Raw genomic sequence first — 14,896 nt, 5'->3', positions numbered from 1 at the left:
TCTATCTTCTCGCATCAGTTCGTGTGCTGGCAGAAATGACAGGGCTGGGGTAGCATGGGAATATTGCCTGTCTATTTATACAGTGGTATGCGCAAGATCATTCACATCGACATGGACTGCTTCTTCGCCGCGGTGGAGATGCGGGACAACCCGGCCCTGCGCGAGGTGCCGCTGGCCATCGGCGGCTCCGCCGATCGGCGCGGCGTCATCTCGACCTGCAACTATGTGGCGCGCCGCTTCGGGGTGCGCTCCGCCATGCCGAGCGGCCTGGCCATGAAGCTCTGCCCGCCACTGGTCCTCATCCCTGGCCGGATGGCGCTCTACAAGGAGGTCTCCCGCCAGCTGCGCGCCATCTTCCTGCGCTACACCGAGCTGGTGGAGCCGCTCTCTCTGGACGAGGCCTACCTCGATGTCACCGACAGCCCCAACTGCGGCGGCAGCGCCACCCTGATGGCGGCCGAGATCCGCGCCGCCATCGTCAGCGAGCTGGGGCTGACCGCCTCGGCCGGGGTCGCGCCGAACAAGTTTCTGGCCAAGCTCGCCTCCGAGCAGCGCAAGCCGGACGGCCTGTTCGTGATAAGGCCGCAGGAGGTGGACGAGTTCGTGCGCCAGCTGCCCCTCGGCAAGCTGCCCGGCATAGGGCGCAAAACCGCGGATCGGCTGGAGTCCCAGGGGCTCTACTCCTGCGAGGACGCCAGGGCCCTCTCTGCCGAGGAGCTCTGCGCCCGCTTCGGCAAGCTGGGAGAGATGCTGACGGGGCGGATCTGGGGTCAGGACGATCAGCCGGTGCAGGCCCAGCGGGTGCGCAAGAGCATAGGGGTGGAGACCACGCTCGCCAGCGATGTGCTGGACGAGGCGGCCTGCTGGCAGGTGTTGAGCCAGCTCATCCCCGAGCTGGAGCTGCGCTTCGCCCGGGCCTGCCCCGCCGAGGCGCTGATGGGGCAGGGGATCAAGCTCAAGTTTGCCGACTTTCAGCAGACCACCGTCTACCGCCGCGGGGGTTATCAGGCCGCCCTGTTCCACGACCTGCTGCACGAGGGGCTGCAACGGGCTCAAGGAAAACCCATTCGCCTGCTCGGCCTGGTGGTGGGTCTGCCCGGTGCCGGGGAAATCAACCAACTCAGCCTGGATCTGAGTTGATATGGTTAAGTTTTTGTTTCCTAAACCGATACAGTACTTACACCTTTAGAAGTCAGGAAATGTGGCATGAGTTCTCTTTCTGTTCAGGGCCGGATCACCCTGATCGCCGGCTGTTGTTTACTGGCCAGTGCCGCGGCACTGGTGGCGTCCTCCCTCTTCAATGCCGCTCGCATGCAGGAGCAGGTACTCACTTCCACCACCCTGGAGGCGCAACATGCGGCGGAGAACTGGATGCAGGCCATGGGTGCTACCCAGGCGGCCAGGGTGACCAGCTATCTCGATGAAGCCTATTTCCGGGCCACTCTGCTGGCCGAGAGCGTACTGTTCCAGCGCAAGAATGCGGCCGACAACTTCGTCCACTCCGAGGCGCTGCGCGGCGCGGTGAACCAGCAGCTGCAGGATGCGGCTGAATCGTCCGCCAACCTGCTCGGGGTCTATGGGGTCTTCGAGCCCAATCAGCTCGATGGCGAGGACGCCAACTACCAGGGCTCGACGGCGCTGGGGGCCAATGACAAGGGGCGTTTCTCCAGTTACTGGGCCCGAGTCGATGGCAAGGTGATCCTGGAGGTCATGGATGAGGTCGTGCTGGCCGACGACAAGCCGACCGCCAACGGCGGGGTGGAGAATGGCTGGTACAGCTGCAGCATCCGCTCGCGGGCCCTCTGCCTGCTCGAGCCTTATCTCGACGAGGTCGGCACCCGGGAGGTGCTGATGACCTCGGTGACGGCGCCCCTGCTGGAGCAGGGGACCCTGCTCGGCATGGTCGGGGTGGATATCTCCTTGACCAGGCTGCAGAGCCTGGTGGAGGAGATGGACAAGACCCTCTATGAGGGGCAGGGCAAGGTGCTGCTGCTCAGCCACGAGGGCCGAGTGGCCGGGGTGGAGGGATTCGAGGTCAGGCTCGGCAACCTCCTTGGCCAGCAGGATCAGGGGCTGGCGACGGATCTGAAGGGCTGGCTCGGCCAGGGCGAGGTGGTCACCCGCTGGAGCCCCGATGGCGCCTTGTTGCAGACCTTCGTGCCGGTCAGGATGCGTGGCACCGATCGCAAGTGGGGCATCTACATCGAGCTGCCCCGTGCCGTGGTGCTCTCCTCTGCCCTGCAGCTGCAGGGGGAACTCGAAGGTCAGGCCCAACGCAGCGTGGTCGCACAGCTGCTGATCGGTGGCGTGATCTCGCTGCTCGCCCTGCTCTGCATCTGGCTGATGGCGCGGCGGATAGTCGCCCCCATTCGCACCGTGGTGGCCCGTCTCAAGGACATCGCCAGCGGCGAGGGGGATCTGACCCAGCGCATCGATCTGCAGCGCGATGATGAGATCGGCGAGCTGGCCAGGTGGTTCAACAACTTCCTCGACAAGCTGCAATCCACCATCAGCCAGGTGATCGACACGGTCGCCGGCACCCGGGCCAGCGCAACCCAGGCGGCGCAGGGGGCCGAGCGCACCAGCGCCGGCATGCAGGCCCAGTATCAGGAGGTGGATCTGGTCGCCACCGCGTTCGAGGAGCTCAGCGCCACCGCCTTGCAGGTGGCGGGCAATGCCAACTCGGCGGTGGACGCGGCCAATCAGGCCGACACGGCGGCGCAGGAGGGCAAGTCGGTGGTGGCCGACACCCAGCAGGCCATGTCCAGGCTGATGACGGTGATCAGCGACGCCAAGCCGGTGGTGGAGCGGCTGGCGGCCAACAGCGACAACATCAACGACATCCTCATCGTCATTCAGGGGATCGCCGAGCAGACCAACCTGCTGGCGCTCAATGCCGCCATCGAGGCCGCCCGGGCCGGCGAGCAGGGGCGTGGCTTCGCGGTGGTGGCCGACGAGGTGCGCAACCTGGCCGGCCGCACCCAGAATGCCATCGTCGAGATCCAGACCCTGATCAGCCAGCTGCAGTCGGGCACCGAGGCGGTGGTCAAGGCGATCATGACGGGCCACAGCCAGGCGGATGTGACGCTCGGCAAGGTGGAGCTGTCGGTCAGCGTGCTGGAGCAGATCATCCAGGCGGTCGGCACCATCCACCAGATGAACGAGCAGATTGCCCGTGCGGCCCAGGAGCAGAGCGGGGTGGCGGACGAGATCAACCGCAACGTCAGCAACATCCGCGATGTGAGCCACACCATCAGGGCAGAGGCGGCCACCTCGGCCGACAACGGACGCGAGTTGTCGCAACTGGCGGACAAACAGCAGCAACTGGTGGGGCAGTTCAAGGTATAGGGATAAGAAAAAAGGCGCCATCCAACCGGAGGCGCCAAACACATTCAGATGACAGACTGGGTTAAATCGGTCCGATTTAAGCCCTTCTTCCCGCAGAGGAAGAAACACAACACCACAATCTTTGCCGGCCCACTCACAAAAACCACATGTAAACCAACATGGAAGAGAAGGTGTGAGCCATATGGCAACGGATTGCGTGGCGAATTATGTTTATTCACTGGTCGGCCCGCAACCGACAATTTATAATGCGCACCATTAGAAAAACTCATCGTCGGTCATCTCATGTCTCGTCGTTTACCCCCGCTCAATGCACTGAAAGCGTTTGAAGCCGCCGCCCGTCACTTAAGCTTTACCCGGGCAGCGGAAGAGCTGTTCGTGACGCAGGCCGCCATCAGCCACCAGATCAAGGCGCTGGAAGAGTACCTCGGCATCAAGCTGTTTCGCCGCAAGAACCGCTCCCTGCTGTTGACCGAGGAGGGGCAGAGTTACTTCCTCGACATCAAGGACATCTTCGCCTCCATCTCCGAGGCGACCGACAAGCTGCTGGCCCGCAGCGCCAAGGGCGCGCTCACCGTCAGCCTGCAGCCGAGCTTTGCCATCCAGTGGCTGGTGCCCAGGCTGGTGAAGTTCAGCGAACGCCATCCGGACATAGACGTGCGGATCAAGGCGGTGGACATGGACGAAGGCTCGCTCACCGATGACGTGGACGTGGCCATCTACTATGGTCGCGGCAACTGGCCGGGACTGCGCTGTGACAAGCTGCACACCGAATACCTGATCCCGGTCTGCTCGCCGCTGCTGCTGACCGGCCCCAAGCCGCTGCGCACCCCGGAGGATCTGGTCCGGCACACCCTGCTGCACGACACCTCCCGTCGCGACTGGAAGGCCTGGTTCCGCCAGCTCGACATCGATGCACCGAACGTCAACCAGGGGCCCATCTTTAGCCACTCCACCATGGTGATCCAGGCGGCGATCCACGGCCAGGGGGTGGCGCTCGGCCACAGCGTGCTGGCCCAGCCCGAGATCGAGGCGGGTCGTCTCATCTGCCCGTTCGAGCAGGTGCTGGTCAGCAAGAATGCCTTCTACCTGGTGTGCCAGGAACAGCAGTCTGATCAGGGCAAGATAGTGGCCTTCCGCGACTGGATGCTGGAGCTGGTGGAGCAGGAGGAGGCCCGTCGCCGGGCACGTCTCGCCGATGCCTGACGTCATCAGAGAGGGGGCGGTGGACGCCCCCGTTCGCATTCTGCTGGCCCACGGCGCCGGTGCCGGCATGGAGCACGACTTCTTCGCCCGGCTCTCTGCCTTGCTGGCGGGCCCGGACATCGAGGTAGTCCGCTTCAACTTCCCCTACATGAGCAAACGGGCCCAGGATGGCAAGCGCAGGCCGCCAGACCGGCAGCCGGTGTTGCTCGCCCACTGGCGCGAGATGGTGCAGCAATTCGCCCATCCCCGGCTGTTTCTGGCGGGCAAGTCCATGGGGGGACGGATGGCGGCCGAGATCTGCGACGAGATGAATGCTGCAGGATTGCTCATTCTCGGGTATCCTTTCCACCCCCCGGCCAAGCCCGACAGCTGGCGGGGCGAGGTGCTCAAGCAGATCAAGACGCCGACCCTGTTGTTGCAGGGGGAGCGCGACACCTTCGGCAGCCGTGCCGAACTGGCCGATTTCCCCTTCTCACCCGCCGTATCGGTCCACTGGCTGACCGATGGTGATCATGGCTTCAAGCCGAGAAAAGCCAGCGGGGTGAGCGAGCAGGAGAACCTGCAACAGGCGGCGGATCAGATGAGGCGCTTTATCGGCGCGACCTCGGCAACGCGCCGAGCGCCTTGAAGAGCAAGGAGAGTGGGATGCAAATCCATCGACATTGGCTGGTGCTGGCCGGCCTGTTCGGCCTGACGGCTACCATGCTGGGGGCCTATGGCGCCCACGGACTGGCGGCGACCGGCATCGATGCCGGCCGTCTGGCGGCGTTCAACACCGCCGTGCAGTATCAGTTTTTTCACGCACTGGCCCTGTTGATCCTGGGTTGGTGCGGTGTGCGCAGCAAGGTGATCACCTTCGCTGGCACCGCCTTTGTGCTGGGGATCCTGGGATTCTCCGGCAGTATTTATGCCATGGTGCTGCTTGGCAGCAAGGGGCTGGGGCTCATCACCCCGGCCGGTGGCCTCTGTTTTATGTTGGGATGGACGGCTCTGATATGGGCTGGCTGTCGTCTTGGAGGAAAGAATGAATAATCTGCTGCTTTATTGCCGCCCCGGTTTTGAGAAAGAGGCGGCGGCAGAGATCACCGAACGTGCCAGTAGCATGCAGTGTTACGGTTTCGCCCGGGTCAAGGACGACAGCGGCTATGTGATTTTCGAGTTGTATGACGAGGAGCAGGCCGATCTGCTGGCCCGCAAGCTGCCGTTCAAGGAGCTTATCTTCATCCGCCAGATGCTGGTGGTGACCCATGAGCTGAAAGATCTGGATCTGTCCGATCGGATCTCGCCCATCATTGAGGCGGCTGCCGGCTACACCATCTGCGGCGATCTGCGGGTCGAGACCGCCGATACCAACGAGGCGAAAGAGCTGTCGGCCTTCTGCCGCAAGTTCACAGTGCCGCTGCGCCAGGCGCTGCGCAGCAACGAGTTGCTGACCAAGAAGGAGACGCCGCACCGTCCGGTGTTCCATGCCTTCTTCATGGCCAACGATCACCTGCTGATCGGTTACTCCTACTCGTTCAACAACTCCGAATTCCACATGGGCATTCCGCGTCTGCGCTGCCCGCCGGATGCACCGAGCCGCTCCAGCCTCAAGCTGGAAGAGGCCTTCTATGTGTTCGTGCCCAAGGAAGAGTGGGATCTGCGCCTTACCTCCGGCATGAAGGCCGTCGATCTGGGCGCCTGCCCGGGTGGCTGGACTTATCAGCTGGTGCGTCGCGGCATGATGGTGACCGCGGTGGATAACGGCACCATGGCCCCGTCCCTGATGGACACCGGTCAGGTCAAACACCTGCGCGATGACGGCTTCGTCTGGCGTCCCAGCAAGAAGAACATCTACTGGTTGGTGTGCGACATGGTGGAGAAGCCGGCGCGGGTGACCCACATGATCGCCGACTGGTTCCGCGAGAACGACTGCCAGGAGGCCATGTTCAACCTCAAGCTGCCGATGAAGAAGCGCTATGCCGAGGCGGTGCACAACATAGAGGTGTTGCGTGGCCTGCTCAAGGAGATCGACAATGCGTTCGTGATCCAGGCCAAGCAGCTCTATCACGATCGGGAAGAGATCACGGTGCACGTCTACAACAAGTACTGGGTTTCCAAGCTGGAGCCCAAGGTCTGACCTCGGGATAGCACCCTCGCAGTCATCGTGACGGCAAAACAGAACCGGACGGGTATACCCGTCCGGTTTTTTGCTATGGGATGCTCTTAGAAACGGTAGTCGAAGCGCATCATGGACTCGTCATCCGTGATCTTGAGCTCTACCTGCAGCGGTATGGTCTTGTCGGTCGGGTTGAACTGCATCTTGACCCCATCCCCTCTCAGCTTGACCGCCGTGTTGATGCCGCCGGCGTTGAACTTGATCCTGGGTTTGTGCTTTTCGAAGGAGAGACTCACGCTCTTCTCGGCCGTCAGGTTCAGTTTCTGGTAGGGGGTGATCTGCTGGGCGCCGTTGCTGTCGGTCATGATGTCCACGCCAAACGAGAGCTGTTTGGGAGCCTTGAGCAGGTCGTTGGTATCGATAGTGGACTGCCAGACTTGCGCGGCCGGTTGAGCGCTCTGGGGCGGTGGCGTCAACCAGGCGTTGTCGATGGGTCTGTCTAATGCCATGGCACTGCTGCTGAAGATCAGCAAGATGAACGTAGCACGCATAGTGGATCTCCTTATCCCTCATATGAACATAGTATTCATCTGACGAGGGAGGTAGGGGGATCCGGTATAAAACAAAGGGAGCCGAGGCTCCCTTTTAAAATCATATGGTTAGGCGCATTTACAGACGGTCGATGATGGCCTGGGTAAATTCGCTGGTGGAGGCGCTGCCCCCCAGATCCCGCGTCACCCGATCACCGGACTCTATGGTCGAGCGCACCGCCTCGCGGATGCGCTCGGCCTTGTCCTGCATGCCGAGATATTCCAGCATCTGGATAGAGGCGAGGATCACCGAGGTCGGGTTGGCGATGTTCTTGCCGGCAATATCCGGTGCCGAGCCGTGTACCGCTTCGAAGATGGCGGCACCCTCGCCGATGTTGGCACCAGGGGCCATGCCCAGTCCGCCGACCAGACCGGCACAGAGATCCGAGAGGATGTCGCCGAACAGGTTGGTGGTGACCATCACATCGAACCGCTCCGGGTACATCACCAGATTCATGCAGGCGGCGTCGACGATCATCTCCTCGTTCTGGATATCCGGATAACGGGCGGCGACCTCGCGTGCCACTTCCAGGAACAGGCCTGAGGTGGACTTGAGGATGTTGGCCTTGTGGATGATGGTGACCTTCTTGCGGCCTTCCTGGCGGGCCAGCTCGAAGGCGAAGGTGACGATGCGCTCGGCGCCGTCACGGGTGATGATGCTCATCGCCTCGGCGCTCTGGTTGTCATCGCTGCGCTTCTGGCCCGCACCCGAGTACATGCCCTCGGTGTTCTCACGCACCGTGATGATGTCGATGTTGTCGTAACGGCTGCGGGTGCCCTTGAAGGAGATGACAGGGCGCACGTTGGCGTAGAGGTTGAACTTCTTGCGCAGGGAGACGTTGATGGAGGTAAAACCACCGCCGACCGGAGTGGTGAGCGGGCCCTTCAGGCTGACCTTGTTCTTCTCGATCAGATCCAGCGTGGCCTGGGGCAGCAGCTCGCCGTGCTTCTCCAGCGCGACCAGGCCGGCATCGGCATAGTCGTAGTCAAAGTCACAACCGGCGTGAGTCAGGATCTGGATGGCGGATTCGATGATGCTGGGGCCTATGCCGTCGCCCGGAATGACGGTAATTTTTCTTTTTGACATGAGAGGTATCCACTTCTAGGGAACAGAGGGGGAGGATTCGGCTGTTTTATACCATTTTTGCACCACATCCTCCATGTTTCTTTACATTTATCCCACTTATGTCAACAGGAGCCGCACCATCGGATGCAGCGTGCTGACGGCCTGGCCTCATTCACCGGCTTGCGGCGGGTAGCGTATCTCCCGCAGGTTGAAGCCGAGCGGAATATCCCGCTGCAGGCGCACCAGCCGCTGGGCCAGCAGCGCCTCAGCCTGATGCTGGCGCAGCTTGAGCAGGGGCTTGCCGGCTTCTTCCTGCTGGCAGGCGCTGAGCAGGGCGGCCAGGTTGCCATGTTGCAGCAATAGCGCGGTGGCGGTCTTGGGGCCTATGCCCGGCACCCCCTTGATGTTGGAGCCGCCGATGCCGGTCAGGGCCCAGAAGTCCACCAGCTGATCGGGGGTGACGCCATATTGCTGCTGCACGAAGGCTGCATCCAGCCAGCGCTTGTTGAAATGGTCCCGGATCTGGATCTGCGGGCAGATGAGCTGGCAGAACCCCTTGTCGGTGGAGATGATGGTGGTCTGATGACCGTGCTGGGCAACGGCGCAGGCTAAGGTGGCGATAAGATCGTCCGCCTCGTCGGTCTGGGAGAGCAGGGCATCCACGCCGCACTCCCAGAAGGCATCCTGCAGGTCGGCCAGCCCGTCGCGCAGCTCGGCTGGCATGGGGGTGCGCCCCTCCTTGTAGGCCGGATAGATCTCCTTGCGCCAGCTGTGCACCTCGCCGTCAAACACCGCTATGACGTGGGTCGGCTCGCTGCTGGCCAGCAGCTTCTTGCAGGTGTTGATGAGATTGGCGCGGGTGGCGAGCAAGGCCTGGGCCGGGGTCAGCGCCTGCTGGGCCTGGACCGCATGCAGACGACGGATGAGGTTGAGGGCATCGATGATGAGCAGGTGTGGCCTGAGGTTTGACATGGGGCGCTCTTGGAAGTCGGGACGGCCCATTGTAACAAGGGACGGGCGTCATGGTAGCCCTTCATGTGCTGGGGTCTTGCTGTCAACGAGAGAGGGGCACCCGGGTGCCCCTACTGTCATGACCGGCGCAGTACCGTCAGCTCGCCGCTTATTTTACTATCTCGTAGCAGGGGATGTATTGGCTGCCGGGCAGCTTCATCCGTTGCTGTCTGACGAAACTCTCCAGCAGCCGGTCCATCAGGTGCATCAGCTCCTTGTCACCGTGCAGCTTGAAGGGCCCCTTCTTCTCGATGGCGCGGATGCCCCCTTCCTTCACGTTGCCGGCGACTATGCCGGAGAAGGCGCGGCGCAGGTTGGCGGCCAGCAGCTGGGGTGGCTGGTTGCGGTGCAGATCCAGGCTGGCCATGCTGGCGTGATCCGGCTCGAATGGCAGCTGGAACTCCGGCTCGATCCGCAAGGACCAGTTGAAGGAGTAGGCATCCCCCACCGATTTGCGGTATTCGCGGATCTTGGGCATGGCCTCCTTCATGACCCGAGCCACCTCGGGCGCATCGCCGATGATGATCCGGTAGAGGCGGGTGGCCGGTTCTCCCAGGGTCGCCTTGACGAAGTCGTCGATGGCGCGGAAGTAGTCGGCACTCTCCTTGGGACCGGTCAGGATGATGGGGATGGGTTGGCGCTCGTTGGCCGGGTGCATCATTATGCCGAGCAGGTAGAGCAGCTCCTCGGCGGTGCCGACCCCACCGGGGAAGATGATGATGCCGTGGCCCAGGCGCACGAAGGCCTCCAGCCGCTTCTCGATGTCCGGCAGGATCACCAGCTCGTTGACGATGGGGTTGGGCGGCTCGGCGGCGATGATGGACGGCTCGGTGAGGCCGACATAACGGCCGTTGCGCACCCGCTGCTTGGCGTGGCCGACGGCGGCGCCCTTCATGGGCCCTTCCATGGCACCCGGGCCGCAGCCGGTACAGATGTTCAGTTCGCGCAGCCCCAGCTCACTGCCCACCGAGCGGGTGTACTGGTATTCGATCTCGTTGATGGAATGACCGCCCCAGCACACCACCAGGTTGGGATCCGCCCCCGGCAGGATCGCCTTGGCGTTGCGCAGTATGGCGAAGACCAGGTTGGAGAGGTGGGTGGCGTTGGTCAGATTGACCTGGCGGTTCGACTCCAGCTGGGCCGAGACGTAGAGGATGTCCCGCAGCACGGAGAACAGATGCTCCTGGATGCCGCGGATGATCTCGCCATCGACGAAGGCGTGCTCGGGTGCATTGAACAGCTCGAGTTTGACCCCGCGCTCGCGCCGGATCACATGAATGTCGAAAGACTTGAAGCGCTCCAGTATCTCTTTGGAGCTGTCGGTGTGGCTGCCGGAGTTGAGCACCGCCAGCGAGCAGTTGCGAAACAGTTGATAGATATCGCTGGAGGCGGTCTGCTTGAGGCGATCCACCTCGAGTTGGGACAGCAAGTCCATGCTGCCGACAGGATTGATGTGCGTAATCATAAGTTCCCCTTCACTCGTCTTGTTATCGTTGTGCTTTCCCTGGGGAGAAAACGGGATGCCGTGACATCCCTCGATTTCGATAGTAGAGGCAAGCGGTGGGGCAGGGGAATAGGGCGGGAGTGCGTTTGCCGGTTTTTTAGCCAGAGGTCAGGCCGGGTTCAGGCCAGATTGACCTGATCCCGCCCCAGATTTTTGGAGCTGTAGAGCGCCTTGTCGGCCCGCTCGAACGCATCAGTGGTGTGATCCCCCTCGCGAAACAGGGTGGCGCCGATGGAGATGGTGATCTCGACCCTGGCGTCCCTGAACCGGAACGGGATGCTCTTGATGGTCTGGCGCAGGTTCTCCAGCGGCTTCTGGTACTTGTCCGGGTTGATGTTCGGCAGCAGCACCACGAACTCCTCTCCGCCGAAGCGGGCGATGAAATCGGTATCACGCAAGGCGCTCTGCAGGGCCTTGGCGACCACCTTCAGGGCCTTGTCACCGGCCATGTGGCCGTAGTTGTCGTTGATGTTCTTGAAGTGGTCGATGTCGATGATGGCCAGGCACAGCGGGGTGCTGTAACGCAGCCAGCGCTTGTATTCCAGTTCGAGCCGCTCGTCGAGCGCCGCCCGGTTGTGGACCTGGGTCAGGCTGTCGAGGAACAGCTTGTGCTTCTGGATGGTGAGCCGCTTCTTGTACTCGGCGGTCTCCTCCTTCATCAGCCGCAGCTTGGCTTCCATGTTGGACAGGTGGGTGAGCAGATGGCGCTCACGGCTGGCCATGGTTTCCCTGTCCTGCTGCAGGTGGCGAATGGTGTCCAGGTGGCCGGCGATGGCGCCCTTGAGCTCCATGGGGGAGTCGTGCCTGGCCAGGGTGTGATCGATGGCCTCCAGCTCCCGATCGAGCGCCTGGCCGCTGAGCAAAGTGGCATTTTGCAGCGCCCGACCCTCGTCGAGGGATTCGGTGAAGCTGAAATGGACTGCCGACAGGCTCTCGTTGAGGGTGCTGAGGAAGGCCTGGGAGGACTTACGCTCCTCCCGGGTGCCCTCGATGATGAGCTCGATGATCTGCAGGCAGATCTCGGCCAGCAGCGGCGGCGTGATGCCCCCCAGCAGCTGGCGGCGGATGTCCGCCAGGCTCTCGCCCACCGCGCCGGCGAAGTCGAGCTCGGTGATGAGCCGCTGCAACTCGTCGGCAATCTGGGCGTGCGCCTTCACATCGAAGGGATCCATGGGGCCGGGCGCCGCCAGATCGGTGGCCGCCCCCTGGGTGGGGGTGAGCAGCGGCTGGGTCGGCAGCAGCTGGATCTTGATGGCCTGCTGGTAGAACTCCAGCAGACGGACCACCTTCTTCTGGTGATCGCCGATGCCATAGCCTTCGGGGCTCGCCAGGAACTCCTTGAGCGAGCGGCGGGTCTCTTCCGGGAAGCCCTTGATGGACTTGAGCTGCTTGCTGCCCAGTTCTATGGTGGCCTGGGTCAGGCTGATGGACTCCTCCAGCGCGCTGCCGTGTTGCTGCAGCAGCTTCTCGATGGCGGCCAGATCCCCATCCAGCGACGAGAGCGGGGGATTGCCATCGAGTTTCTGCTTGAGCTTGGCGAGCCGGTTGTCCAGTTCACGATCGTGACCGCGGCAGGCCTGCATCAGCTTGCCGATGAACTGGATGCTGCGGGTGCGCTCGGCATCGGAGAACGTGGCCATGCCATCGAGCTCCTGCTGTTTCTGCTGGAGGGATTCCCTGAGTCTTGCCAGTTGTCCTGTTACGGCAGCGATGTCATTCATTATTCAGGTCGCCCTGTTCATTATCGTTTTTGTATCGTCCAGCAACAGTAAGCCAATGAAAGACCCCGTTGAGTACCTAATGTCATGGGTTGTCCGGCACTTTCGTCCGTGAAAGCTGAAGCCAATTAACCCATTGCTTTTCATGAGAAGAATTTACTTTTACCAGTCCCTTGTCAATTGCCATCAAGCAGCATTGCCACACATCGCCATTAAAAAACGCGGCCTGTTGGCAATCGATGGCGGCCAGCTCCAACCAGACGCTTTGGCGGTGTTTTTCACTGAGCTGCATGGCCCCTGACAGCGCCAGATAGCAGAGGTCGAACAGGCCATGGTGGTCGAGGGCGGTCGCCGCCTTAGGCAGGAAGGGGTGGCTGACGATGCCGAGGCTGATGTGGCGATCCAGCGGGTAGTCACAGGGGAAGGCGGCCAGGGTATCGAGCAGCTCCTGCGCCAGCTGATGCAGCTGGGCCACGTGGCGCTGCGGCACCACATACAGCAGGTGGCCCTCGCGCAGATCGTAGATGCGGCCATCCTGGGGGGTCAGCCGGTTGATGTAGTGGCCGAAGGCCTGCTCTATCTCGCGGCTGACCTGATAGCCGTGCCGCTCCAGGCTGTTGACCAGGAAGGGCACCCGAAACAGCAGGTAGTGCAGCTTGTCGTCAAACTCGCTGGTGGGCTGCTCGCTCAGATACCAGCGCTCGGATTTCTGCTGGCGCTTGGCCATCTCCCGCGGCCAGCGGCTCATCAGCCGCTGCCAGTTGGCCAGGCCGCTGCGCGGCTCGATCAGCAGAGCCTCTCCCAGTTGCCTGGCATTGAGGCGGGCGACCCGCAGCTTGAGCCAGAGCGTGAAGAACAGGTAGATAAACAGGGCCAGCAGCAGGCCGGTGCTGACGCTGGACCAGAGATAGCGCTCCTGCTGATGCTGGCTGACGTCGAGGCGCTGCTCCAGCTCCTTGACCTGCTGTACGCGCTCCACCTGGGCATAGTTGTCACGGACAGCTTCCTGCTCCAGATCGAGCTGCTGCTGGCGCACCAACTCGCTGCGCTGGTGATAATTCTTGTAGCTGTCGAGGGCCTGTTTGAGGTAGCCCTTCTGCTCGTAGGCGATGGAGAGCAGGCGGAAGATCTCGAACTGGCGGCGGATGTCCCCGAGCCGGTTGGCCAGGGTCAGGGCGTTTTCCAGCTGCAGTATGGCGATCCCCGCCTCCTTCTGCTTGAGGTGCAGCTCCCCGAGCAGCAGCAGGGTGTCGATCAGCGACTCCTTGTCATCTCCCATCTCGTGGGACTGGCGCGCCGCGTTGAGGTAGTTGCGGGCCAGGGTCAGGTTGCCGGTCTGCAGATAGGTCTTGCCGATCTCGAACTTGAGGTGGGCGATGCGGGTGCGGCTGTTGTTCTCGTCGAGCAGGTCCAGCGCGTTGAAGAAATAGACCAGCGCCATGTTCATCTCGCCCTGATCGCGGTTGAGGCGGGCGAGCACGATCAGCGCATCGCTCAGCAGGGAGGGGTTGCCGAGCGCGTGGAAGTAGTTGGCGGCCTCATTGGCATATTGCAGCGCCTTCTGCGGCTCCTGCTCCTCCTGATAGAGGTTGACGACCTGGTTCGACAGCAGGCCGAGGAACAGCGGATCCTGCAGGCTCTTGGCCTGCTGCTGGGCATCGATGTAGTCACCGAGGGCCAGCTGGGGTTGTCCGAGTGCGTGGTAGAGATCTCCCCCCACGGCACTGACCCAGGCCATGGCCAGGGGATTCTTGGCCTGCTCCGCCCATTGGTGGGCCTCGCTCAGCTGGCGCTTGGCCAGATCGAACTGCTGCCCTTCTATGCTGGCGTTGACGTGCAACAGCCGGCTATAGACCTGCAGCTGGCTCTCCTTGAGGCCGGGGTTGGCCAGCAACTTGTCCAGTTCATCGAGCAGGATGGCGCCGGCGCCATGGGATCTCTCCTGCTGGTTCCGGCTGCGGACCTTGAGGTAGAGACCGTGGGCCTGCAGCTCGAACTGCTGCTCCTTCTCGGCCATGGCGATGGCCTGATCGAGGGATTCCTGGGCCAGCCTGAACTGCCCCAGTTGCTGCAGGCACTCGCCCTTGAGCAGATGGGCTCCGGTGGCCTGGGTGGCCGTGCCATAGCTCAGCATGGGTTCCCGATAGCCGTATTCCTGGCGGTTACTGATGATTTGCTTGGGATTATTGGCTGTGCGTTCGAGGAAGGAGGAGGCAATCTGGACACATCTGGCGGGATCGGTCAGCACCAGGGTCTGGGCCTGTTGCAGATCGATAGACAACTGCTCCTTGGCCAGATCCAGATCCGGAGCCGACAGGGAGGACATCATCATTGCCAGAAAAAACAGTTGATTCATTG

At 62.3% G+C, this 14,896-nt stretch carries 12 protein-coding genes; 6 read left to right on the top strand and 6 right to left on the bottom strand.

Going from position 1 to position 14,896, the window contains the following annotated elements:
• Positions 1–87: 87 nt before the first annotated feature.
• The 6 genes from dinB to rlmM all read left to right on the top strand — a co-directional run bounded on the left by dinB (position 88) and on the right by rlmM (position 6,670).
• Positions 88–1,140: a DNA polymerase IV gene (gene dinB / locus KW825_RS08875; RefSeq protein ID WP_042654093.1), complete on the top strand. Its 1,053-nt coding sequence runs from the start codon at positions 88–90 to the stop codon at positions 1,138–1,140.
• A gap of 66 nt (positions 1,141–1,206) precedes the next feature.
• Positions 1,207–3,348: a methyl-accepting chemotaxis protein gene (locus KW825_RS08870; protein ID WP_218328966.1), complete on the top strand. Its 2,142-nt coding sequence runs from the start codon at positions 1,207–1,209 to the stop codon at positions 3,346–3,348.
• A 282-nt stretch (positions 3,349–3,630) separates the two neighbouring features.
• Complete coding sequence (locus tag KW825_RS08865) at positions 3,631–4,551, top strand: transcriptional regulator GcvA (protein ID WP_042654091.1); 921 nt, start codon at positions 3,631–3,633, stop codon at positions 4,549–4,551.
• Positions 4,544–5,179: an alpha/beta fold hydrolase gene (locus KW825_RS08860; RefSeq protein WP_218328965.1), complete on the top strand. Its 636-nt coding sequence runs from the start codon at positions 4,544–4,546 to the stop codon at positions 5,177–5,179. Before KW825_RS08865 ends, KW825_RS08860 begins: the two co-directional genes overlap by 8 nt.
• Positions 5,180–5,196: 17 nt before the next feature.
• Entirely contained in the window at positions 5,197–5,583 is a 387-nt protein-coding gene (locus KW825_RS08855) for a DUF423 domain-containing protein (RefSeq protein WP_042654089.1), read from the top strand.
• Positions 5,576–6,670: a 23S rRNA (cytidine(2498)-2'-O)-methyltransferase RlmM gene (gene rlmM, locus KW825_RS08850; protein WP_218328964.1), complete on the top strand. Its 1,095-nt coding sequence runs from the start codon at positions 5,576–5,578 to the stop codon at positions 6,668–6,670. Before KW825_RS08855 ends, rlmM begins: the two co-directional genes overlap by 8 nt.
• 86 nt (positions 6,671–6,756) lie before the next feature.
• Here rlmM and KW825_RS08845 read toward each other — a convergent pair whose 3' ends face one another.
• From KW825_RS08845 to KW825_RS08820, 6 genes are all read right to left on the bottom strand, one after another.
• Complete coding sequence (locus KW825_RS08845; protein WP_042654087.1) at positions 6,757–7,200, bottom strand: hypothetical protein; 444 nt, start codon at positions 7,198–7,200, stop codon at positions 6,757–6,759.
• Between the two features lie 118 nt (positions 7,201–7,318).
• Positions 7,319–8,326, bottom strand: a complete 1,008-nt coding sequence (locus KW825_RS08840) for an isocitrate dehydrogenase (RefSeq protein WP_042654086.1) — start codon at positions 8,324–8,326, stop codon at positions 7,319–7,321.
• A gap of 147 nt (positions 8,327–8,473) precedes the next feature.
• A complete protein-coding gene (gene xni / locus KW825_RS08835) occupies positions 8,474–9,277 on the bottom strand; it encodes a flap endonuclease Xni (RefSeq protein WP_218328963.1) in 804 nt (267 codons plus the stop codon).
• Between the two features lie 148 nt (positions 9,278–9,425).
• The gene (gene ppnN / locus KW825_RS08830; RefSeq protein ID WP_042654085.1) at positions 9,426–10,781 is read right to left on the bottom strand and encodes a nucleotide 5'-monophosphate nucleosidase PpnN; all 1,356 of its coding nucleotides are present in this window, start codon (positions 10,779–10,781) and stop codon (positions 9,426–9,428) included.
• Between the two features lie 158 nt (positions 10,782–10,939).
• Complete coding sequence (locus KW825_RS08825; protein ID WP_218328962.1) at positions 10,940–12,541, bottom strand: diguanylate cyclase; 1,602 nt, start codon at positions 12,539–12,541, stop codon at positions 10,940–10,942.
• Between the two features lie 82 nt (positions 12,542–12,623).
• Complete coding sequence (locus KW825_RS08820) at positions 12,624–14,894, bottom strand: hypothetical protein (RefSeq protein ID WP_218289832.1); 2,271 nt, start codon at positions 14,892–14,894, stop codon at positions 12,624–12,626.
• Between the last annotated feature and the right edge of the window lie 2 nt (positions 14,895–14,896).

Source organism: Aeromonas sp. sif2433, assembly GCF_019218705.1.
GTDB classification, from domain to species: Bacteria; Pseudomonadota; Gammaproteobacteria; order Enterobacterales; family Aeromonadaceae; genus Aeromonas; species Aeromonas encheleia.
This window is presented reverse-complemented; position numbering and strand designations above follow the sequence as displayed.